Annotated in this window: 13 protein-coding genes and 2 rRNA genes; 5 read left to right on the forward strand and 10 right to left on the reverse strand. The window is 53.7% G+C overall.

Annotated features, from left to right (window positions below):
* Positions 1 to 11: 11 nt before the first annotated feature.
* Together sorE and AOY24_RS12695 are read left to right on the forward strand one after the other, a co-directional pair.
* Complete coding sequence (sorE, locus tag AOY24_RS12690) at positions 12 to 1,232, forward strand: L-sorbose 1-phosphate reductase (RefSeq protein ID WP_044253408.1); 1,221 nt, start codon at positions 12 to 14, stop codon at positions 1,230 to 1,232.
* Between the two features lies 1 nt (position 1,233).
* Complete coding sequence (locus AOY24_RS12695; RefSeq protein WP_054176737.1) at positions 1,234 to 2,046, forward strand: shikimate 5-dehydrogenase; 813 nt, start codon at positions 1,234 to 1,236, stop codon at positions 2,044 to 2,046.
* Positions 2,047 to 2,109: 63 nt separating this feature from the next.
* Here the strand turns inward: AOY24_RS12695 and AOY24_RS12700 are convergent, their stop codons facing one another.
* Together AOY24_RS12700 and AOY24_RS12705 are read right to left on the reverse strand one after the other, a co-directional pair.
* Positions 2,110 to 4,800: an autotransporter outer membrane beta-barrel domain-containing protein gene (locus AOY24_RS12700; protein ID WP_235507527.1), complete on the reverse strand. Its 2,691-nt coding sequence runs from the start codon at positions 4,798 to 4,800 to the stop codon at positions 2,110 to 2,112.
* A gap of 272 nt (positions 4,801 to 5,072) precedes the next feature.
* Entirely contained in the window at positions 5,073 to 5,618 is a 546-nt protein-coding gene (locus AOY24_RS12705) for a hypothetical protein (RefSeq protein WP_042998998.1), read from the reverse strand.
* A gap of 812 nt (positions 5,619 to 6,430) precedes the next feature.
* Between AOY24_RS12705 and pepE the strand changes: the two genes are divergently transcribed.
* Positions 6,431 to 7,120, forward strand: coding sequence for a dipeptidase PepE (gene pepE / locus AOY24_RS12710; RefSeq protein WP_054176739.1), 690 nt, complete (start codon positions 6,431 to 6,433; stop codon positions 7,118 to 7,120).
* A gap of 93 nt (positions 7,121 to 7,213) precedes the next feature.
* Here the strand turns inward: pepE and AOY24_RS12715 are convergent, their stop codons facing one another.
* Both AOY24_RS12715 and metH read right to left on the reverse strand, forming a co-directional pair.
* Complete coding sequence (locus tag AOY24_RS12715) at positions 7,214 to 8,845, reverse strand: Na/Pi cotransporter family protein (RefSeq protein WP_042998996.1); 1,632 nt, start codon at positions 8,843 to 8,845, stop codon at positions 7,214 to 7,216.
* Positions 8,846 to 9,108: 263 nt separating this feature from the next.
* The gene (gene metH / locus AOY24_RS12720) at positions 9,109 to 12,792 is read right to left on the reverse strand and encodes a methionine synthase (protein ID WP_054176740.1); all 3,684 of its coding nucleotides are present in this window, start codon (positions 12,790 to 12,792) and stop codon (positions 9,109 to 9,111) included.
* 193 nt (positions 12,793 to 12,985) lie between these two features.
* On the opposite strand from metH, the gene iclR reads away from it, so the two are divergent.
* Entirely contained in the window at positions 12,986 to 13,810 is an 825-nt protein-coding gene (gene iclR / locus AOY24_RS12725; RefSeq protein WP_042320966.1) for a glyoxylate bypass operon transcriptional repressor IclR, read from the forward strand.
* 51 nt (positions 13,811 to 13,861) lie between these two features.
* On the opposite strand, the gene aceK is transcribed toward iclR, so the two are convergent.
* The 4 genes from aceK to metA all read right to left on the reverse strand — a co-directional run bounded on the left by aceK (position 13,862) and on the right by metA (position 19,997).
* A complete protein-coding gene (aceK, locus tag AOY24_RS12730) occupies positions 13,862 to 15,634 on the reverse strand; it encodes a bifunctional isocitrate dehydrogenase kinase/phosphatase (protein WP_054176741.1) in 1,773 nt (590 codons plus the stop codon).
* A gap of 102 nt (positions 15,635 to 15,736) precedes the next feature.
* Entirely contained in the window at positions 15,737 to 17,041 is a 1,305-nt protein-coding gene (gene aceA, locus AOY24_RS12735) for an isocitrate lyase (RefSeq protein ID WP_043001801.1), read from the reverse strand.
* Positions 17,042 to 17,198: 157 nt separating this feature from the next.
* Positions 17,199 to 18,800 carry a malate synthase A gene (gene aceB, locus AOY24_RS12740; protein WP_042998992.1) on the reverse strand — a complete coding sequence of 534 codons (1,602 nt, stop codon included), beginning with the start codon at positions 18,798 to 18,800 and terminating at the stop codon, positions 17,199 to 17,201.
* Between the two features lie 267 nt (positions 18,801 to 19,067).
* On the reverse strand, positions 19,068 to 19,997 hold the full coding sequence (metA, locus tag AOY24_RS12745) for a homoserine O-succinyltransferase (RefSeq protein ID WP_042998991.1): 930 nt from the start codon (positions 19,995 to 19,997) through the stop codon (positions 19,068 to 19,070).
* A 156-nt stretch (positions 19,998 to 20,153) separates the two neighbouring features.
* Here metA and AOY24_RS12750 point away from each other — a divergent pair, with 156 nt between their 5' ends.
* Positions 20,154 to 20,603, forward strand: coding sequence for an acetyltransferase (locus tag AOY24_RS12750; RefSeq protein WP_042998990.1), 450 nt, complete (start codon positions 20,154 to 20,156; stop codon positions 20,601 to 20,603).
* A gap of 164 nt (positions 20,604 to 20,767) precedes the next feature.
* Here AOY24_RS12750 and rrf read toward each other — a convergent pair.
* Positions 20,768 to 20,883: ribosomal RNA gene (rrf, locus tag AOY24_RS12755) — 5S ribosomal RNA — on the reverse strand.
* Positions 20,884 to 20,980: 97 nt separating this feature from the next.
* A 23S ribosomal RNA gene (locus AOY24_RS12760) occupies positions 20,981 to 23,887 on the reverse strand.
* Positions 23,888 to 23,907: the final 20 nt, after the last annotated feature.

The raw sequence follows: 23,907 nt of genomic DNA on the forward strand, positions 1-23,907 counted from the left end.
AGGTGGAATATATGTTAACAACAGCTCTGCGCCTTTATGGCAAACGCGACCTGCGCCTGGAAACGTTCGAACTTCCAGAGATGCAGGACGATGAAATTCTGGCTACCGTGGTCACCGACAGCCTGTGCCTCTCTTCCTGGAAAGAGGCTAATCAGGGTGAGGATCATAAAAAGGTGCCGGACGATGTAGCGACCCACCCAATCATCATCGGCCACGAGTTCTGCGGCGATATTATCGCCGTGGGGAAAAAGTGGCAGCACAAGTTCCAGCCCGGCCAGCGCTATGTGATTCAGGCGAACCTGCAACTGGCGGATCGCCCGGATTGCCCCGGTTACTCCTTCCCGTGGGTAGGCGGCGAAGCCACACACGTCGTGATCCCCAATGTGGTGATGGAACAGGACTGCCTGCTGGCTTACGAAGGCGAAACGTACTTTGAAGGATCGCTGGTCGAGCCGCTCTCCTGCGTGATCGGCGCATTCAACGCCAACTATCACCTGCAGGAAGGCACCTATAACCACAACATGGGGATTCGTCCACAGGGTCGCACGCTGATCCTCGGCGGGACGGGGCCAATGGGGCTGCTGGCGATCGACTACGCGCTGCATGGCCCGATCAACCCGGCGTTACTGGTGGTGACCGATACTAACCACGACAAGCTGAGCTATGCCCGTAAACACTATCCTTCTGAACCACAAACGTTGATCCACTACCTGCACGCACAGGATGCCGCTTACGACACGCTGATGGCGCTGACCGGCGGCCACGGTTTTGATGATATTTTTGTCTTCGTGCCGAACGAACAACTGGTCACCCTGGCCTCTTCCCTGCTCGCACCCGACGGTTGTATGAACTTCTTTGCCGGCCCGCAGGACAAGCAGTTCAGCGCCCCAATCAACTTCTACGATGTGCATTACGCCTTCACTCACTACGTGGGCACCTCGGGTGGGAACACTGACGATATGCGCACGGCGGTTAAACTGATTGAAGAGAAGAAAGTGCAGGCCGCCAAAGTGGTCACGCACATTCTTGGGCTGAATGCCGCAGGAGAAACCACGCTGGAGCTGCCGAAAGTGGGCGGCGGTAAAAAGCTGGTCTATACCGGGAAAGCGTTACCGCTAACCGCTCTCAGCCAGATTGACGATCCCGCGCTGTGCGCTATTCTGGAACGCCATCACGGGATTTGGTCTAAGGAAGCCGAACAGTATTTACTGTCGCACGCCGAGGAGATTTAACATGATTAACCGCGACACCCAGTTGTGCATGTCGCTTGCCGGTCGGCCCGGCAACTTTGGTACCCGCTTTCACAACTATCTGTATGAAAAGCTGGGTTTAAATTTCATCTACAAGGCGTTTACCACCCAGGATATTGAAGCGGCGGTGAAAGGGGTTCGCGCGTTAGGCATTCGTGGCTGCGCGGTATCGATGCCGTTTAAAGAGAGTTGTATGCCGTTTCTCGACGCGGTCGATCCATCGGCAAAAGTCATTGATTCCGTCAATACCATCGTCAATGACGGCGGCAGACTGACAGGCTACAACACCGATTATATGGCGGTAAAAAGCCTGATTGCCAGCCACCAGCTCGACACCACTGCGCGGGTGATGATTCGCGGCAGCGGCGGGATGGGCAAAGCGGTGATTGCCGCCTTTCGCGACGCCGGTTTTCGCGATGTGATCGTCGCCGCTCGTAACCGGGACAGCGGTCCGGCGTTGGCGAAACAGTATGGCTTTCAGTGGCAGCCGCTGCCGGAAGGCATTGCCTGCGACATTCTGGTCAATGTCACGCCCGTCGGCATGGCCGGAGGTAAAGAGAGCGAAGAGCTGGCGTACAGCGAAGCCATGGTCGCCAGCGCCAGCGTGGTGTTCGATGTCGTTGCCCTGCCGCCGGATACCCCGGTGATCAAACTGGCGCAGAAGCTGGGTAAAAAGACCATCAGCGGCGCAGAAGTAATTGCGTTGCAGGCCGTTGAGCAGTTCGCAATGTACACCGGCGTACGCCCGGATGACGCGCTGATTAGTGAAGCCGCTGAATTTGCCCGGGCGGGGTAACATGTGCAAATAACCCTCCTCTGATGACGCTGAGGAGGGTTATTAAACGCGTAATCACAACGTTCAGAAACTGTAGCGGATACCCAGTTGACCACTATAAGGCGTCTCGATATGTTGCCCTTTTTCGTAGCTGACTTCTCCCCATGCGGACCACCGATCGCTTAGTTTCGCGGTCATCCCCAGGCCATATTTGCCGCTTGTCCCTGACAGGTCATTTTTGAACTTCTCAGTGTGGTTAATGACGACGTCGTTGTTCTTCATAAACTCATGACGAACGGCCACTCTCGCATACGGCTGTAACAGTGTCCCATCTACCAGCGTCACATTCTTACCGAAGGTTAACCCGGTTTCCCCTTTTAACGATCGCGCAGCATCCGCTTTAACCGACATGCCACTGTCGAGTTTGTAGTGAGTCTGGTCGCCAATAAACCATGATGCCTGGAGATAGGGTTCAACAAACCACGTCTCAAGCGCAATATGCTTACCGATCTCGACTGAAACCCCGCCGCCAACGGTATTATCTTTCGCATGGGTGCGTCCGCCGTTGAAGTAGGGGTTGTTCTCCGTACGGAAATAGTTGGCTTTCAACACACCATCGATGTAATAACCGCTGTTGTGTAACCAGGTCGTGTACAGTCCAATGCCGTAACTGTCCGCTTTGCCATTGGTACTGGATGAGTCGAGATCCGCACGCGTATAGGAAGCCATACTGCCCATAATCAGTGCGCTATTTTCTAAATCAAAACGCTTATCACCACCGAGCATCACACCGTTCACATCCTGACGGTAAGCCACGTGCTCTGTGGAAACGCGGTAGCGGCTACTGATGTATTTGCCCCATGCACCCTCTTCGTAGTCACGCATCTGACGAATTTCACCGAGACGGGTTCGCAGCGTTGACAACTCAGCGTCCCACAAAGTGGGTGTCACATTCGCCATGGCAATAACCGCTTTCGCGCTTTCTGATAAATCCGGCTTAACTCCCGGTTCAGGATTCGGTTCAGGCGAAGGTCCCGGACCCGGCTCAGGATCCGGGCCTGGCTCAGGTTCTGGCGTATTCGCCTGCGGTGACAAATACCAGTTATCCTTATCGCTATCGGCGCCATGCACCAGATAGTATTTGTACGCACCAAGATCGACGCTGCCGTTGGTCATCGCAAAGGTGTCTGCCCCGCTCCCATTCGCATAAATTAAGTGATAAGGAGTAGCCGCTCGACTGCGTAACTCACTTCCGGAATCATGCACCGTGACCTTAAATTGCCCCGTCACGGCATCGGAAACGTTCAGAAAATCCCCAATCCCGCCGGACAGATTGGTGTTCATAACGAAAGTCCCGGTCCCCTCCAGCGTGGTGAGTTCAAGACGGTTAAACTGTCCCGCGTCGCGTCCCTCTGGCGCACTAAAATTGACCACACCATTATGCGTTAAGGCTTTAATCGTCGTGACGGATTCCGCAGTATCCGCGTTGTGTTTTAAGTACAGAACGGAAGAAGGGCCTTGTAAGTCCACCGACGCGGCCCAGGCGCCCTTACCCAGATTCCCCGTCCAGTCGTGTACACTTCCCCCTTCCATAGTCAGTGAACCGTCTTCTACCGTCAGTGTCCCCGTTGAATAGCCTCCATAGGCAATCAGGCTGCTCCCGCCATTGCGAAGCGTTGTGTTCGAGATATGCCCCAGCGCAAGCACTTCCTGACGGCCGCCATCGATAACCGTATTACTGGCTTCACCGTACCAGGCAAGTTGCTGAAGGCCGCCCGCATGAACGGTCGTATTTGTCGCGTTAGCGCGAATGCCACCGGTCCATCCAGATTGCTCCACCCAGCTTCCCCCAACCCAGCCACCTTTCTGACCATTGACAAGTTGAGTGCCATAGACCTGTGTGCCATCGGCATTGCCGGTTTGAATACGTTGCAAACCACCGGCATGGATGGTGGCGTCCTTCGCCTGCTGCCCGTTGACACGAACGTTGGAATTACTGTCGGAAACCCAGTCTCCATCGCTCCATTGACCGTCTACGCCGGTAATCACCTGCGTGCCATAGACCTGCGCATTTTCTGAAATACCCGAGGTTATCGTTTGTCGCGCACCGGCATAAACGGTGGTATTGAGGTCCGCAACGAACTCTTCGCCTTTACCGCTAAACACCTGCTGGAAGGCGCCGTTATACAGGTACGTATCCAAAGCCAGACCGCTGGCAAGCTGATAGCTGTTGGCGCCGATGTGCGAGTTTTTCGCGGTCCCGTTATAAATGATTTGCTGGCCGCCATTTTGCACAATGGTATCTTCAGCCAACGCCGTACTGGTGACTGAGAGCACCTGAATACCGCCATCGATGAGATTCGCCTGAGCATAAGCACGGCCTCCAACAGTCTGTCGACCACCGGCTTTCACCACGGTGTCATACGCCTGTGAATCACCATTCATCGTCAGGGCACCGTTATTCTCAACCAGCGTATGGAAGGCTTTCCCGTCGCCATTAAGTTGCAATACACCTGTTTCAATATTCCCTTTACTATTGGTGTATTCCCCTTTCACCGTGGTATTCACGGCTTCAGAACCGGCGGCATCGTATATACCGTCACCGATATTAAGCTGCACAGAATTCAACGTATTGTTATAACTATACGACTCATTTAATAACGTCACGACCTGTTTAGAAAAAGCAGGATTAATCAGCGTAATTTCTTGGTTAGCAATATATTTTTTATCTTTGATGGAAAAAGTGGAATAGCCTTTCTCCCAGGTTTCTTTCACCCAACCCCAGTGATTCGTATAATCCGAATTCGATAATAAGTCGTCCGGCATCGTGGTAGTTTGCACGGGTGGATAAGGTGTGGGAAGCATTTCCGCCGCAGTCAGTGGGTACGCGGTTAAACATAACGCGGGGAAAAAAGCATGGTAAAAAACGCGTTTCATATCTACATCCATAGTTAATAAGATCCCTATTAAACGGGCAGTTCTATCTTGCTTATAAATATTCCACTGGACGCTGAGGCATCAGAAATATTCATACTGGACAATGATGATTAATTCGAAATAAGGAGATGTTCGAGTTTTCGTACTTTAAATTTCCGCGCGACTGTAGTCTTCCATCCCTGTAAGGTGGAATACGCGCGGCAGTGTTTCTCTTGTAAATAGCCCATACTTCCCCCTTCAAGATAATGCCGCAGAAGTAAAACGTCTCTTGAAGAGAGTAAACAGGCAGGCCCCGGGAAGGACCAGACGATCTGCCGCCCGGTCGCGACAGTATCCAGACCGCGAATAACATCATGAACAGAGCAACGCGATTCGAAGATTGCGCTGACGGCGTGACATTTCAGGTGCCAGAAAAAAGCCAGCGGCATGAGTCGTTGGGTTGAAATAATAATCAACTGATAACCACTCTTGCTCAATTGAGAGAACGATCGAAAAAAAAGCTTTAAGGTATAACTATTAAGATTAATAAACAGATAGTCTGAGCCGGAATGAGAATTAGTCACTTTTCTGGCCAGCGCAGAGATACCCGTGGAAAAATAAACATCATTTTCAGGCCAACTGGCAATATGGCTCTTCTTTACATATTCCTTTGTCATACAGATGATGCTCCCTATATCCTGGACAGCCTGTTTTTTATTTTCAGGGGGTATTTATTATCCGGCGAGGTTATTTATTCTGACGATGTCCGGCACACCCACTCTGCTGCTGTCGGTATAATATTGATTCAAACAGAATAGTACATGAGCAATATTGATTGTCAAACCTGATCGATAAAACAAAATCAATAGTTAAAGACTATCACTTGAAAGATATCGATCGTTGTAATCGATCTTTTTTTCGGAATTTACCTTACTGTTTGTAAGTAAAACAAAAAGATACATAAATTTTAATTTTTGGTAAAAATCCTATATTTCAGTGAGTTACAATGATTTTTCCATTCGAACTGAAATGTTTAGTTACATAATAATGAAAATAGCGACACTGTTGTTGATCAGAGGACAGACGCCAATGCTTCAGCATGGGCCAGAAACCTCATAGTGCTTATCGCAATACGCTTAAGCCTGTTCGGGATAAATCCAGGGCAATGCCGCAATGTTGCTGTTTTAAATTAGTAACCGTCAAAATTTAAAAATCCCCTTCTCACTTTTCATAAAGAGTGAATAAACATCTCAACTACGATAAATTCAATCACGCCTGGTTTATTGTATTATCAATGCGTTACATGTTCATACTGGCAGAGTGAGAAATATCTTCATTCGCTTTAATACGCACATCGTGCATTTTTCATCATTGAGTCAGTGGTCCTTTCTACACCCCCTTCCAACATCGTGAGCCATGTCAGTAAGGCGCTACACTGTCAGTGGTAGCATGACCGCGTTTTGTCATTTACTGATTACAGGGAGAAAGAATGGAACTGCTTTTATTGAGTAACTCGACACTGCCGGGTAAAGGCTGGATGGAGCATGCGCTGCCGCTGATTGCGGAGCAACTGGAGGGGCGCCGTTCGGCAGTATTTATCCCCTTTGCAGGCGTCACACAAACCTGGGATGAATACACAGAAAAAACGGCTGCAATCTTCGCCCCGATGGGCGTCAAGGTGGTGGGTATTCACACCGTGACTGATCCGGTGGCGGCCATTGAAAATGCGGAAGTGGTGATTGTCGGCGGCGGCAATACTTTTCAGTTACTGAAAGAGAGCCGCGAGCGCGGGTTGCTGGCACCGATTGTTGACGTGGTTAAACGCGGTGCGCTGTACATTGGCTGGAGTGCGGGTGCCAACCTCGCCTGCAAGACCATCCGCACCACCAACGACATGCCGATTGTTGATCCGCAAGGTTTTGATGCGCTGGGCCTGTTCCCGTTGCAGATTAACCCGCATTTCACTAACGCGCTGCCGGAAGGACACAAAGGCGAAACGCGTGAACAGCGTATTCGCGAGCTGCTGGTTGTCGCGCCTGAACTGACGGTGATCGGTCTGCCGGAAGGCAACTGGATTAAAGTGAGTAGGGGTCAGGCGGTGCTTGGCGGTCCGAACACCACCTACGTGTTCGAAGCCGGTAAAGACGCCGTTGCCGTTGAGGCAGGTCACTGCTTTTAACCGACGTTGTCGGATGGCAGCGTAAATGCTTTATCCGGCCTGCAATGAGCGCAATTGGTAGGCCGGATAAGCGCTATCCGGCCTTACCGCCTGTTAGTAATCATCCCGCTCGTCATCTTCGTCCGGCTGTTCCAGCACGCTGTAAGCCACGGAACAGAACAACGAGTTCAGACGTTGCATATCCCCCAATAATCCCAGGTGCAGGGAGCTGGTCTCGATACTTTGTACGTTCTGCTGATGCAGACGATCAACGTGCGCATGCGAGTAACGGCGATTCAGTATGCGGAAACGATGCTTGCTACGGCGCAACCGCCGGGCACTGGTCACGTCGCCGGAGAAGAAGACCGACATCGCCAGTTGCAGGTTGCTGAGCAACTGGTCGTACAGCGCATCCAGCTCTTTTAACCCCTCAATAGAAAACGCCCGCCGCGCCGCCAGCGATTTATCAGCAATCTCGCTCCCCATGCGCTCCACAATATCCGACGCCTGTTCAAGGTTAAGCGACATCTCGATGATCTCCGCCCAGCGCCGCGACTCCTCTTCCGCCAGTTCCTCTTTCGGCATCCGCGCCAAATAGAGTTTGATGGCAGTGTAGAGCACGTTGATGTCATCCGCGATTTTGCGCAGCTCCTTCTCTTCGCGCGGCTCGCCATGCATCACCTTCTTCAGCCCTTCCATCATCTGTTCCATCGCATCGCCGATGCGCAGCGCCTCACGGGCGGCATTGGCGAGCGCAAGGGTCGGCGTATCCAGCGCGCTAACGTCCAGATGCTTTGGCTTGAGATGCGCATCCAGCTCAGGCTCGTCGCGGATGATGCGCTTACAGAAGCGCGCCATCGGCTCGGCAAAAGGAATCATTGCCAGGCAGCGGACCAGGTTGTAGAAAACATGGAAATAGATCACCAGCTCGGATTTCGCCAGCGGCAATTCATCCATCAGATTCGCCAGCGGATGGACAAATGGCAGAATAATCAGGCTGCCCACCAGCTTAAACAACAGACTGCCAAGCGCCACGCGACGAGCCGCGGCATTAGCCGCGCTGTTGTTGAGCATCGCCAGCAGGCCGGAACCGAGGTTGGCGCCAATCACCAGACACAGCGCCACCGGGAAGGAGATGATCCCCGCCGCGGTCAGGGTGGCCGTGAGCAGTACCGCCGCCAGGCTGGAATAACTGATGATCGCGAACATCGCGCCAATGAGCGCATCCAGCATGATATCGCCGGTCAGCGAGGCAAAAATGACCTGTACGCCGTTGGCCTGGGTTATAGGGGTGACGGCCTGGACAATCAGTTCCAGCGCCAGCAGGATCAGGCCAAGGCCGATCCCCACGCGCCCCAGTTGTCCGGCGCGTGACTGTTTACGGCCGAGGAAGAAGATCACGCCGATAAAAATCAGCAGCGGCGAGAGCCACGATAAATCGAAGGTGAGGATACGCGCCATCAGCGCGGTCCCTACGTCTGCACCAAGCACAATCACCAGCGCAGGCGTCAGTGCGACCAGATCCTGAGCAACAAACGAGGTTACCAGCATGGTGGTGGCATTACTGCTCTGCACCAGCGCAGTGACGCCAATTCCCGCGCAGAAGGCGAGCGGTTTCTTTTCGACGCTACGGCTAAGCACGGTTCGCAGGCGGGCGCCGAACACACGCATCACGCCAGTACGCACAATATGGGTACCCCAGACCAGCAGGGCGACAGCAGAAAGCAGGTGGAGCAGGGTTAGCACGGAATCAGGTACTCCTTATCATTTACACTTTATCCTTCAAGCTGCCTCTTTGTTGGCTGCGCCTGCTCACTCCAGTCACTTACTTCAGTAAGCTCCTGGAGATTCCCAGGCTTGCCGCCTCGACGCAACTTGAATGATTGCGTGTAAAAATATAACCAGAGAGGTCATCGCCTTCTTCCAGTATAAGGGTTTAAACGCAAGAAAGAGACAGGGTGCCCGACAAGCACCCTGTTAGTTGTAAGGAAAGATGACAGTTTCGTGAATCAGTCGGCGTCGTAGCCCAGGTTAGGGGCCAGCCAGCGCTCAACGTCAGAAACACTCATCCCTTTACGGAACGCGTAGTCTTCCACCTGATCGCGCTGAATCTGTGCAACCGCGTAATACTTGCTGTCCGGATGGCTGAAGTACCAGCCGGAAACCGATGCGCCAGGCCACATGGCGAAGGATTCGGTAAGCTTCATGCCGGTGTGCTTTTCCACTTCCAGCAACTGCCAGATGGTGCCTTTCTCGGTATGCTCCGGACAGGCCGGGTACCCCGGCGCCGGACGAATTCCCTGGTAGTTTTCGCGAATCAGCTCTTCATTGCTGAGATTTTCGTTCGGCGCATAGCCCCAGTAGACCTTACGCACGCGCTCATGCAGGTATTCCGCGAAGGCTTCCGCCAGACGGTCGGCAAGCGCTTTCACCATGATCTTGTTGTAATCATCGTGCTGCGCTTCAAACGCATCCGCCAGCGCGTCCTCCTCCAGACCACCGGTCACCGCAAAAGCACCGATGTAGTCCGCTTTGCCGGTCAGCTTCGGCGCCACGAAGTCAGACAGACAGTAGTTAGCAAAGCCCACTTTTTCAGTCTGTTGACGCAGATGATGGCTGACCGTCAGCACGTGCGTTCGCGTTTCGTCACGATAGATTTCGATGTCATCACCCACGCGGTTTGCCGGGAACAGCCCCACCACACCGCGCGGATTCAGCGCCTTCTCTGCGCTCAGTTTATCCAGCATGTCGTTGGCATCTTTAAACAGGCGCTTCGCCTCTTCACCTACCACTTCATCTTCCAGAATGCGCGGATACTTCCCGGCCAGCGACCAGGTCATAAAGAACGGCGTCCAGTCGATGTAGTTACGCAGCGTTTCGATGCTGGCTTCGACCTCCTGCACACCCAGACGGTGCGCCACTGGCGGGGTATAGCTTTCCCAGTCAAACGCCAGATCGTTATCCCGCGCGGCGGCGAGCGTCACCGGCGGCGTGCGCGGTTTCTTACGCCCATGCTGGATGCGCACGGTTTCATACTCTTTACGGGTACGGGCGACAAAGTCATCGCGCTGGGTATCAGAAAGCAACGCGGCGACCACGCCGACGGTGCGCGAAGCGTTCTGCACATACACCGTAGGGCCGCTGTAGTTCTGCTCGATTTTCACCGCCGTGTGCGCTTTTGAGGTCGTCGCGCCGCCAATCAGCAGCGGTATGGTGAAGCCCTGACGCTCCATCTCTTTCGCCACGTTGACCATTTCGTCCAGCGACGGGGTAATCAACCCGGAAAGGCCTATCAGATCCGCATTCACCTCTTTGGCGGTTCGGAGAATTTTCTCCGCCGGCACCATCACGCCAAGATCGACGATTTCGTAGTTGTTACATTGCAGGACCACGCCAACGATATTTTTGCCGATATCGTGGACATCGCCCTTCACGGTGGCGATGACCATTTTGCCATTGCTGGAGCCTTTCTCTTTACTGGCTTCGATAAACGGTTCGAGATACGCCACCGCCTGTTTCATTACGCGGGCGGATTTCACCACCTGCGGCAGGAACATTTTTCCTTCGCCGAACAGGTCGCCGACGACGTTCATCCCGTCCATCAGCGGCCCTTCAATCACCTCAATCGGGCGGGCCGCCTGCTGACGCGCCTCTTCGGTGTCCTGCTCGATAAACTCGGTGATGCCTTTAACCAGCGAGTATTCGAGGCGCTTTTTCACTTCCCAGGTGCGCCACTCCGCCAGTTGCGCGTTGGCCGCCTCATCACTTTTGCTACCGCGATATCTCTCCGCCAGCTCCAGCAATCGTTCGGTGCCGTCATCACGCCGATTGAGGATCACATCCTCCACCGCATCGCGCAGCTCGGCAGGGAGATCGTCGTAAATCGCCAGTTGCCCGGCGTTGACAATCCCCATGTCCATACCGTTACGAATGGCATAGTAGAGGAACACCGCGTGAATGGCTTCGCGCACCGGATCGTTGCCACGGAACGAGAATGACACGTTGGACACGCCGCCGGAGATCAACGCATGCGGCAGCTCGCGTTTGATGTCTTCACAGGCACCGATAAAGTCCTGCGCGTAGTTGTTGTGCTCATCGATCCCGGTTGCTACTGCGAAAATATTCGGATCGAAAATGATGTCTTCCGGCGGGAAGCCCACTTCCTCGGTGAGGATCCTGTACGCCCGGCGGCAAATCTCGATTTTACGCGCACGCGTATCCGCCTGGCCCTGCTCATCAAAGGCCATCACCACCACCGCCGCACCGTAGCGGCGCAGCAGCTTCGCATGATGGATAAAGGTTTCAACCCCCTCTTTCATTGAGATGGAGTTAACGATGCCTTTCCCCTGGATGCACTTCAGCCCTTTCTCAATGACGTCCCATTTTGAGGAGTCAATCATGATCGGCACACGAGCAATGTCAGGCTCACCGGCGATCAGGTTGAGAAAGCGCACCATCGCCGCTTCGGCGTCGAGCATCCCCTCATCCATGTTGATATCAATAATCTGTGCGCCGCTTTCTACCTGCTGACGGGCAACGTCCAGCGCTTCGCTGTATTTTTCTTCTTTGATCAGGCGCTTAAATTTGGCGGAGCCGGTAACGTTGGTACGCTCACCGACGTTTACAAACAGGCTGTCGTCGCCAATATTCAGCGGTTCGAGACCGGATAAGCGGCAGGCCACCGGGATCTCCGGCAACGGGCGCGGTGCCAGTCCCTCGACCGCCCTGCTCATTGCCGCGATGTGTTCCGGTGTGGTGCCGCAGCAGCCGCCAACGATATTCAGGAAGCCCGCTTCGGCCCATTCGCGGATCTGTTTTGCCATCGTATCGGCATCGAGATCGTATTCACCGAAAGCGTTGGGCAGCCCGGCGTTCGGATGTGCAGTCACGTAACATTCAGCAATGCGAGACAGTTCCTGCACATACTGACGCAGTTCATCCGGCCCCAGCGCGCAGTTGAGGCCGAAAGTGAGAGGTTCAGCATGGCGCAGGGAGTTGTAAAACGCCTCTGTCGTTTGCCCGGAAAGGGTACGTCCAGAAGCATCGGTGATGGTGCCGGAAATCATGATCGGCAGGTCGATGCCCAGCGCTTCCAGCTCTTCTTTCACCGCAAAAATCGCCGCTTTCGCGTTCAGCGTATCAAAGACGGTTTCGATCAAAATCAGGTCACTGCCACCTTCCACCAGCGCTTTGGTGGATTCGCGGTAAGCAGCCACCAGTTGATCAAAGGTGATATTACGAAATGCCGGGTCATTCACATCCGGCGAGATCGATGCGGTCCGGTTGGTTGGGCCGAGAACGCCCGCAACATAGCGCGGTTTTTCCGGGGTACGGGCAGTCCACTCATCGGCACAGGCACGCGCCAGTTTCGCGGCGGCAAAGTTGATCTCCGCCGACAGGGATTCCATCTGGTAATCCGCCATCGCGATGGGGGTGGAGTTAAACGTGTTGGTTTCAATGATGTCCGCGCCCGCGTCAAAGTACGCGTTATGAATCGCGGCGATCACCTCTGGCTTACTCAGCACCAGCAGGTCATTGTTGCCTTTCAGGTCGCACGGCCAGTCGGCAAAGCGTTCACCACGGAAATCCTCTTCACTCAGACGATAGCTCTGGATCATCGTGCCCATGCCGCCGTCCAGCACCAGAATACGTTCATTTAACTGCGCACGCAGTTGTTCAACTTTGCTGCTCACACTTGCTCCCGACAACGCTTAACCAGACCGAAAAAGTCAACAAAACATAGTGGCATAAACAGGGCTGACGGAAAAGCCAACAACGGGCAACATGAGACATGTTCAGCTTCACTCATCCGATCAGTACAAGACTTCTTGCATTATAATTGAATAAAACGAAAATGATTTCCACGATACAGAAAAGGAATGCGCTATGGTTGCACCCGTTCCCGCCAAACGCGGCAGAAAACCCGCCGCGACGACCGCCCCCGCTGCCGGACAGGTTCAGTCGCTGACCCGTGGCCTGAAACTGCTGGAATGGATCGCGGAATCCAACGGCAGCGTGGCATTGACCGAGCTGGCACAGCAGGCTGGCCTGCCGAACTCCACGACTCATCGCTTACTGACCACTATGCAGCAGCAGGGCTTTGTGCGTCAGGTGGGTGACCTTGGACACTGGGCGATAGGCGCGCATGCGTTTATCGTCGGCAGCAGCTTTTTACAGAGCCGCAATTTGCTGGCGATCGTCCACCCTATTCTGCGCAAACTGATGGAAGATTCCGGCGAAACGGTGAATCTGGCGGTGCTGGATCAAAGTGATCATCAGGCAATTATCATTGACCAGGTACAGTGTACCCAACTGATGCGTATGTCCGCGCCGATTGGCGGTAAGCTGCCGATGCACGCCTCTGGCGCAGGCAAAGCGTTTTTAGCACAACTGAGCGAAGAACAGGTGACCCAGCTGCTGCACCGCAAAGGGCTGCATGCATACACCCACGCGACGCTGGTCTCCCCGGTTCATCTGAAGGACGACCTCGCCCAGACCCGCAAGCGCGGTTATTCCTTTGATGATGAGGAACATGCGCTCGGTCTGCGTTGTGTCGCGTCGTGCATTTATGACGAACACCGCGAGCCGTTCGCGGCAATCTCTATCTCTGGCCCGATTTCGCGCATCACGGACGACCGCGTGACCGAGTTTGGCGCGATGGTGATCAAGGCGGCGAAAGAGGTGACGCTGGCATACGGCGGGATTCGTTAAACAAAATCCTCCTCAGGAGCATTTTCGGCAAGCCTGATAAGCGTCGTGCCATCAGGCAGGTCGGCGCACATTGCCGGATGGCGGCGCAAGCGCCCGGTCGGTTTCATAACGCACGCTGAATCGCTGGCGACGGCGATATGCGTAAACATCTTCAACATGCCCTTCCCGAATGCGCGTCTGTAATGCGCGCCAGTAATCGGCACGAAACAGATCGGCGTGCATCTCCTCAAACAGCGGTCCGATGCGTGGGTCGGCGCATAACCAGTGGCGAAACTCCTCAGGAAACACATCGCCAGGGGATACGCTATACCAGGGCTCGGCACTCATCTCATCTTCCGGGTAGCGCGGCGGCGGGATGTCCCGGAAATTCACTTCCGTCATGTAGCAGATTTCATCGTAATCGTAGAACACCACGCGACCATGACGGGTGACGCCAAAGTTTTTGAACAGCATGTCGCCGGGGAAAATATTGGCGGCGGCAAGCTGGCGAATCGCGTTGCCGTACTCCTCAATCGCATCCCGCAGTTGCTGACCTTCGACCTGCTCAAGCCAGATATTGAGCGGCACCATCCGCCGCTCAATATAGAGATGACGGATGACAATCTGCTCACCAAGATCGGTTATCTTTTCCGGCACTTCCTCAAGTAACAGCGCCATCAATGCCGGATCGATCTGACGTTTATCCAGCACGAAATTTTCGAACTCCTGGGTATCTGCCATGCGTCCCACGCGATCGTGCTCTTTCACCAGTTGATAGCAGGCGCGAACGTGGGCGGCAGACATCTCTTTTTGCGGCGCGAACTTATCTTTAATAATTTTAAAAACCCGGTCGAACCCCGGCAGCGTAAAGACCAGCATCACCATGCCACGTATGCCCGGCGCTTCAATGAACTGCTCATCGCAGCTGCGCAGATACAACAAATACTCGCGATAGCTCTCGGTCTTCGCATGTTTCTGACAGCCAATCGCCATGTATAACTCAGCGGTGGTTTTTCCTGGCAGGATCTCGCGCAACCATTCCACCAGCGCGGCGGGCAGCGGCGCGTACACCATAAAATAGGAACGAGCGAAACCGAACACGATACTGGCTTCTGCCGTGGTGGTCAGGCAGGTATCCACAAACAGTTCACCTTCATCGGTGCGATGAATCGGCAGCAAAAAGGGCAACGTGCCAGATGGCGTGATGAGTTTGCCGACCAGCCATGCGGCTTTATTGCGATAAAACAGCTCGTTAGCCACCTGTAGATGGCACTGCTGCAACGTCTCCTCACCAAAGGTTTCACGCAGATGTGCAATGATATAGCGAATATCGCGCCCTTTGTTCTGCCAGGGCAGGCGCAACGGCAGATCGCTGAGAATGCGGGTGAGCAGCGGTTCCCAACCGCTATCCGGGAAGAAATCTTTTGCCAGCGGACGCGGGATCGTCCGGAAACGACGTTCCGGCTGGGAGCTAAAAATAAAGAGCCGCTCGGGAGTGAGCGAGCGGTGGTCAAATAACCGACAATATACGGAGTTAAAAAAGCTCTCCGCAATCTCGAAGCGCGGGTAATCCGGCAGGAGCCCCGTGTAATGCTCTTTTACACGCAGCAAAAATGCGGCGTCGGTACTTTTGCCGCCAGTGATGCAGCGCAGTTGTTCCACCACCAGACCCACGTGGTGATCGTAGAGGTGAATACGGCTTTTCATCGCCTGCTGCACGGCATGCCAGTCAGCCTGTTCAAAGCGCTGTTGCGCGCCGGAGGTCACTTCCAGAAATCGACCATACTGGGCGTCGAAACCTTGCAAAATCGTCTGAGCAATCAGTAACTCCAGGCCACGCGTCATCGCTTCTCCTCATCCGGCACAACGTCATGCCGGATAGCGCGTCTGCTTATCCGGCCTACATCCCTTCGTAGGCCCGGTAAGCGCAGCGCCACCGGGCATTAATCAAAACTGTGATTCTTCGGTCGAGCCGGTCAGCGCGGTCACCGAGGAAGTGCCGCCCTGAATGATGGTGGTGACTTTATCAAAGTAGCCTGTCCCTACTTCCTGCTGATGGGACACGAAGGTGTAACCGTCTTTAGCCGCCGCAAATTCCGGCTGCTGAACCTTCTCAACATAGTGGCGCATGCCTTCACCCTGCGCGTAGGAGTGCGCAAGGTCGAACATGTTGAACCACATGCTGTGAATACCTGCCAGGGTAATGAACTGGTATTTGTAACCCATATCGGACAACTGCTGCTGGAAGCTGGCGATGGTCTTATCGTCCAGATTCTTCTGCCAGTTGAACGACGGCGAACAGTTATAGGCCAGCAGTTTGCCTGGGAATTTCGCATGAATCGCATCGGCAAAACGCTTCGCCAGTTCCAGATCCGGCGTCGAGGTTTCACACCACACCAGATCGGCATACGGGGCGTAGGCCAGGCCACGGCTGATCGCCTGCTCAATGCCGGCATGCGTACGGAAGAATCCTTCACTGGTGCGCTCGCCGGTAATAAATTCGCTGTCGTATGGGTCACAGTCGGAGGTGATCAGATCCGCCGCATCCGCATCGGTACGCGCAATCACCAGCGTCGGGACGCCCATAACGTCTGCCGCCAGACGCGCAGCCACCAGTTTCTGAATCGCTTCCTGAGTTGGCACCAGCACTTTGCCGCCCATATGACCACATTTCTTCACCGAGGCCAGTTGATCTTCGAAGTGAACAGCCGCTGCACCGGCCTCAATCATCGACTTCATCAGCTCAAACGCATTCAGTACACCGCCAAACCCGGCTTCCGCATCGGCGACGATTGGCAGGAAGTAATCCACATAGCGCGGATCGTTGGGCTCAATACCGCTGGACCACTGGATCTGATCCGCACGGCGAAAGGTGTTGTTGATCCGATCCACCACTGCCGGAACAGAATTCGCCGGGTAGAGCGATTGATCCGGGTACATACTGGACGCCAGGTTGGCATCCGCCGCAACCTGCCACCCCGACAGATACACCGCTTCGATACCCGCTTTCGCCTGCTGTAACGCCTGACCACCGGTCAGCGCGCCAAGGCTGTTGATGTAACCTTTTTTCGATTCGCCGTGCAGCAGACGCCACATTTTGGCTGCGCCCAGCTGCGCCAGCGTGCATTCCGGGTTAACCGAGCCGCGTAATTTCACCACTTCCTCCGCGCTGTACGGGCGACGGATGCCTTCCCAGCGCGGTTGTGTCCATTCTTTCTGTAACGCTTCGATCTGTTGGGTACGGGTTTTCATGTGCAGATGCTCCATATTATTCTCCTGGCTTCCCAGGCGTTATTGGTGAAGGCAGTTTGGTCACGGGAAGCCGCGCAAAAACCGGAGCGTACTTATCGTACGTGAGGATTTTGAGCACGGCCCGGGGCCAAAATGGCGAACAAAATAGCCTGGGCATTTACGCCAGCAGGCGGTAGCCTGGCAATGTCAGGAAATCGATTAATTCGTCAGAAGTGGTGATTTGCTCCATCAGGCGCGCGGCATCATCAAATCGGCCGCTGCTGTAACGGTGTTCACCCAGTTCGTCCTGGATGACCCGCATCTCTTCAGCCAACATCTGGCGGAACAGCGCCTTAGTGACCGGTTTGCCGTTGCTCAGGGTTTTCTCGTGATGGATCCACTGCCAGATTGACGTACGGGAGATTTCCGCTGTCGCCGCATCTTCCATCAGGCCATAAATCGGCACGCAGCCGTTGCCGGAGATCCACGCTTCGATGTACTGCACCGCAACGCGAATATTGGCGCGCATCCCCTCTTCCGTACGCTCGCCTTCACATGGCGCCAGCAATTGTTCTGCGGTAATCGGCGCGTCTTCATCACGGGTCACAAACAGCTGGTTTTTGTTCTCGCCGAGCACCTCGTTGAAGACTGCCATCGCGGTATCCGCCAGTCCCGGATGCGCAATCCACGTGCCGTCGTGGCCGTTATTGGCTTCCAGCGCTTTATCCGCTTTCACCTTGCTGAGTACCTGATTATTGCGTTCAGCGTCTTTGCTCGGGATGAATGCCGCCATACCGCCCATCGCGAAGGCACCACGTTTGTGACAGGTTTTAATCAGCAGACGCGAATAGGCGCTAAGGAAAGGCTTATCCATCGTCACCACCTGGCGGTCCGGCAGAACGCGATCCGGATGATTCTTCAGCGTTTTGATATAGCTGAAGATGTAATCCCAACGACCACAGTTCAGCCCGACAATATGGTCACGCAGCGCGTGCAGGATCTCGTCCATCTGGAACACGGCCGGCAGGGTTTCAATCAGCAGCGTAGCTTTAATCGTACCGCGCGACAGATTGAAACGATCTTCGGTATAGCTGAAGACTTCACTCCACCAGGCCGCTTCCTGCCAGGCCTGCGTTTTCGGCAGGTAGAAATAGGGACCGCTGCCTTTGGCCAGCAACGCTTTGTAGTTATGGAAGAAATAGAGGGCAAAATCGAACAGGCTGCCGGGGATCGCTTCACCGCGCCAGGTCACATGTTTTTCCGGCAGGTGCAGACCACGCACACGGCAAATCAGTAATGCCGGATTGGGCTTCAACTGATAGATTTTGCCAGCTTCATTGGTGTAGCTGATGGTGCCGTTTACCGCGTCACGCAGGTTGATATGCCCGTCGATCACTTTGCTCCATTCCGGTGCCAGCGAATCTTCGAAATCGGCCATAAAAACCTTCACATTCGCGTTCAACGCATTGATGACCATCTTGCGTTCAACCGGTCCGGTGATTTCGACCCGACGATCCTGTAAATCCTCCGGAATGCCGCGAATCTTCCAGTCTCCGTTTCTAATGGAAACAGTTTCCGAAATAAAATCAGGCAATATACCGTTGTCGATATCCCGCTGCTGCTGAATACGAGCCGCGAGCAGCTTATTGCGCTTCGTCGTAAAGCGCGCCACCAGTTCAGTGAGAAATTCGACCGCTTCATCGGTCAGGATCTGCTTCTCTGGCTCACCATGGGGCCTGGTAAAGATCAATTCATCGGTAGTCGTTGCCTGTTGATTCATTCTGTAACTCCTCGTCATTGATAACAAAGCATTCCCAATGCGAACGAAGGATCGTTGTGCGCTTTTCGTTCAGCACAACTAAGACTACTCATTTAAATTTCAAAATCAAAAACAATTTCCATTTTTAATTTAATTATCAATTAACCTGTTGATAACAATAAAAATAAAGTTTAATCACAAGTTGAAGTGCATTTCGGAAATAAAAAGGCACCCGAAGGTGCCTGATTCACTATGCTGAAACGCTTTAGGATCGTCAGCGACAGACGATTAATCCAGCGTTGGATTCATGTGACGCAGATCATATGGTGTGATCTGGTAGACGTAATAGTTGAGCCAGTTGATGAACAGCAAATTACCGTGGCTTCGCCAGGTAGCGCGAGGTTTGTTTTGGGGATCGTTTTGCGGGAAATAATTGTAGGGAACGTCGGGGTTTAATCCGGCTTCTACATCGCGGAAATATTCGCTACCTAATGTGTTGGCATCATATTCCGGATGGCCCGTGACAAACGCAATGCGTTTATCTTTGCTGGCAAAAAGATAGGCATCACCATTCTCAGTCTCGGCGAGGATCTCAAGATCGGTGTAGTCACGGATCAACACTGACGGGAAATCAGCATAGCGTGAATGCGGGGCCAGGAACGAATCATCAAAACCCCGCGTCAGCAGTGCATGAGGGTGAAGAATATGATGCTCATAAACGCCAGAAAGCTTATCAGTGCGGGTCTGTTTCGGAATACCGTAGAGGATATTAAGCGCTGCCTGGACCGCCCAACAGACAAACAGCGTTGAGGTGACATGATCTTTCGCCCACTCCAGCACTTGTTTGATCTGTGGCCAGTAGGCAACATCATTGAACTCTACCAGACCCAGCGGCGCGCCGGTGACGATCAAGCCATCGAAGTTCTGATCGCAGATATCCTCAAAGTTACAGTAGAAGTTGTTCAGATGCTCTGCTGGCGTATTACGCGACTCACGTGCATCAATGCGCAGTAACTGTACATCCACCTGCAACGGAGAGTTCGACAGCAGCCGCAAAAACTGATTTTCCGTTTCGATTTTCTTCGGCATCAGGTTGAGGATGAGTACCTTTAGCGGACGAATTTCCTGACCTGAAGCACGGGAAGTCGTCATAACAAAGACGTTTTCCTCACGTAAGAAATTGACGGCGGGTAGCTCGTCCTGCACACGAATCGGCATAACCTGATAACCTCACTACATACGTTTAAACGTTTAGACATCCAGATAGCTGAAGATACTCAGAAATCACGCCAATGTCGAGCCTGCATGTTAAAGGTGAGAAAGTTTCACGACGACGGATACGTTAGAATATAAGCATAACGAAAAGGAGAGAATATGGTTATTAACATACGCCGATCGCGGCATGATGAAGGGAACAAACTGATTGCAATCTGGTGCCGTTCGGTCGACGCCACGCATGATTTTCTGTCTAAAGAGTACCGCATCAAGCTGGAGGAGCTGGTCCGCTCGTTTTTACCCGAAGCCCCTTTATGGGTTGCCGCTAATGAGCAGGATGAGCCCGTCGCGTTTATGTTGCTCACTGGAGAGCATATGGATGCGCTGTTTGTTGATCCCGATATTCGGGGCTGTGGCGTGGGTAAACTGTTGATTGAGCATGCGCTTTCGCTAGCGCCCGCGTTGACCACTAACGTGAACGAGCAGAATGAACAAGCTGTTGGATTCTATAAGAAGATGGGATTCAGGGTGACGGGGCGCGCAGAGGTCGACGATCTTGGGCAGCCATATCCGTTATTGCATTTGCGTTACCACAAAGCCTCGTCCTGACAGCAGGCCGGATAAGGCAAAGCCGCCATCCGGCAGTGGTGCGGTCTGCCTGAGGCGCTGCGCCTGTCAGGCCTACAGGCCAGATAAGGCAAAGCCACACTCCAAATTTGCAGGCAGAAACGCAAAGAGCCCATCCGTCAGGATGGGCTCTTCACTTGTTTGATGCCTGGCAGTTCCCTACTCTCGCATGGGGAGACCCCACACTACCATCGGCGCTACGGCGTTTCACTTCTGAGTTCGGCATGGGGTCAGGTGGGACCACCGCGCTACAGCCGCCAGGCAAATTCTGTTTATTAACCCGCCTTTCGCCGGTTAATCTAATCTGTAATCACGCTGAAAATTTTCTCTCAATTCCGCCAAAACAGCTTCGGCGTTGTAAGGTTAAGCCTCACGGTTCATTAGTACCGGTTAGCTCAACGCATCGCTGCGCTTACACACCCGGCCTATCAACGTCGTCGTCTTCAACGTTCCTTCAGGACCCTTAAAGGGTCAGGGAGAACTCATCTCGGGGCAAGTTTCGTGCTTAGATGCTTTCAGCACTTATCTCTTCCGCATTTAGCTACCGGGCAGTGCCATTGGCATGACAACCCGAACACCAGTGATGCGTCCACTCCGGTCCTCTCGTACTAGGAGCAGCCCCCCTCAATTCTCCAGCGCCCACGGCAGATAGGGACCGAACTGTCTCACGACGTTCTAAACCCAGCTCGCGTACCACTTTAAATGGCGAACAGCCATACCCTTGGGACCTACTTCAGCCCCAGGATGTGATGAGCCGACATCGAGGTGCCAAACACCGCCGTCGATATGAACTCTTGGGCGGTATCAGCCTGTTATCCCCGGAGTACCTTTTATCCGTTGAGCGATGGCCCTTCCATTCAGAACCACCGGATCACTAAGACCTGCTTTCGCACCTGCTCGCGCCGTCACGCTCGCAGTCAAGCTAGCTTATGCCTTTGCACTAACCTCCTGATGTCCGACCAGGATTAGCTAACCTTCGTGCTCCTCCGTTACTCTTTAGGAGGAGACCGCCCCAGTCAAACTACCCACCAGACACTGTCCGCAACCCGGATTACGGGCCCACGTTAGAACACCAGCCATTAAAGGGTGGTATTTCAAGGATGGCTCCACACGAACTGGCGTCCGCGCTTCAAAGCCTCCCACCTATCCTACACATCAAGGACCAGTGTTCAGTGTCAAGCTATAGTAAAGGTTCACGGGGTCTTTCCGTCTTGCCGCGGGTACACTGCATCTTCACAGCGAGTTCAATTTCACTGAGTCTCGGGTGGAGACAGCCTGGCCATCATTACGCCATTCGTGCAGGTCGGAACTTACCCGACAAGGAATTTCGCTACCTTAGGACCGTTATAGTTACGGCCGCCGTTTACCGGGGCTTCGATCAAGAGCTTCTCCTTACGGATAACCCCATCAATTAACCTTCCGGCACCGGGCAGGCGTCACACCGTATACGTCCACTTTCGTGTTTGCACAGTGCTGTGTTTTTAATAAACAGTTGCAGCCAGCTGGTATCTTCGACTGATTTCAGCTCCACGAGTAAATCGCTTCACCTACATATCAGCGTGCCTTCTCCCGAAGTTACGGCACCATTTTGCCTAGTTCCTTCACCCGAGTTCTCTCAAGCGCCTTGGTATTCTCTACCTGACCACCTGTGTCGGTTTGGGGTACGATCTGATGTTACCTGATGCTTAGAGGCTTTTCCTGGAAGCAGGGCATTTGTCACTTCAGCACCGTAGTGCCTCGTCATCACGCCTCAGTGTTAAAGTGAACCGGATTTACCTGGAACACACACCTACACGCTTAAACCGGGACAACCGTCGCCCGGCCAACATAGCCTTCTCCGTCCCCCCTTCGCAGTAACACCTGGTACAGGAATATTAACCTGTTTCCCATCGACTACGCCTTTCGGCCTCGCCTTAGGGGTCGACTCACCCTGCCCCGATTAACGTTGGACAGGAACCCTTGGTCTTCCGGCGAGCGGGCTTTTCACCCGCTTTATCGTTACTTATGTCAGCATTCGCACTTCTGATACCTCCAGCATGCCTCACAGCACACCTTCACAGGCTTACAGAACGCTCCCCTACCCAACAACACTTAGTGTCGCTGCCGCAGCTTCGGTGCATGGTTTAGCCCCGTTACATCTTCCGCGCAGGCCGACTCGACCAGTGAGCTATTACGCTTTCTTTAAATGATGGCTGCTTCTAAGCCAACATCCTGGCTGTCTGAGCCTTCCCACATCGTTTCCCACTTAACCATGACTTTGGGACCTTAGCTGGCGGTCTGGGTTGTTTCCCTCTTCACGACGGACGTTAGCACCCGCCGTGTGTCTCCCGTGATAACATTCTCCGGTATTCGCAGTTTGCATCGGGTTGGTAAGCCGGGATGGCCCCCTAGCCGAAACAGTGCTCTACCCCCGGAGATGAATTCACGAGGCGCTACCTAAATAGCTTTCGGGGAGAACCAGCTATCTCCCGGTTTGATTGGCCTTTCACCCCCAGCCACAAGTCATCCGCTAATTTTTCAACATTAGTCGGTTCGGTCCTCCAGTTAGTGTTACCCAACCTTCAACCTGCCCATGGCTAGATCACCGGGTTTCGGGTCTATACCCTGCAACTTAACGCCCAGTTAAGACTCGGTTTCCCTTCGGCTCCCCTATTCGGTTAACCTTGCTACAGAATATAAGTCGCTGACCCATTATACAAAAGGTACGCAGTCACCCCATTAAAGAGGCTCCCACTGCTTGTACGTACACGGTTTCAGGTTCTTTTTCACTCCCCTCGCCGGGGTTCTTTTCGCCTTTCCCTCACGGTACTGGTTCACTATCGGTCAGTCAGGAGTATTTAGCCTTGGAGGATGGTCCCCCCATATTCAGACAGGATACCACGTGTCCCGCCCTACTCATCGAGCTCACAGCACATGCAATTTTGTGTACGGGGCTGTCACCCTGTATCGCCGGCCTTTCCAGACCGTTCCACTACCACACATGCTGATTCAGGCTCTGGGCTGCTCCCCGTTCGCTCGCCGCTACTGGGGGAATCTCGGTTGATTTCTTTTCCTCGGGGTACTTAGATGTTTCAGTTCCCCCGGTTCGCCTCGTTAACCTATGGATTCAGTTAACGATAGTGCAACGAATTGCACTGGGTTTCCCCATTCGGACATCGCCGGTTATAACGGTTCATATCACCTTACCGACGCTTTTCGCAGATTAGCACGTCCTTCATCGCCTCTGACTGCCAGGGCATCCACCGTGTACGCTTAGTCGCTTAACCTCACAACCCGAAGATGTTTC

This window comes from Citrobacter sp. CtB7.12 (assembly GCF_001297795.1).
GTDB lineage: Bacteria > Pseudomonadota > Gammaproteobacteria > Enterobacterales > Enterobacteriaceae > Citrobacter_A > Citrobacter_A amalonaticus.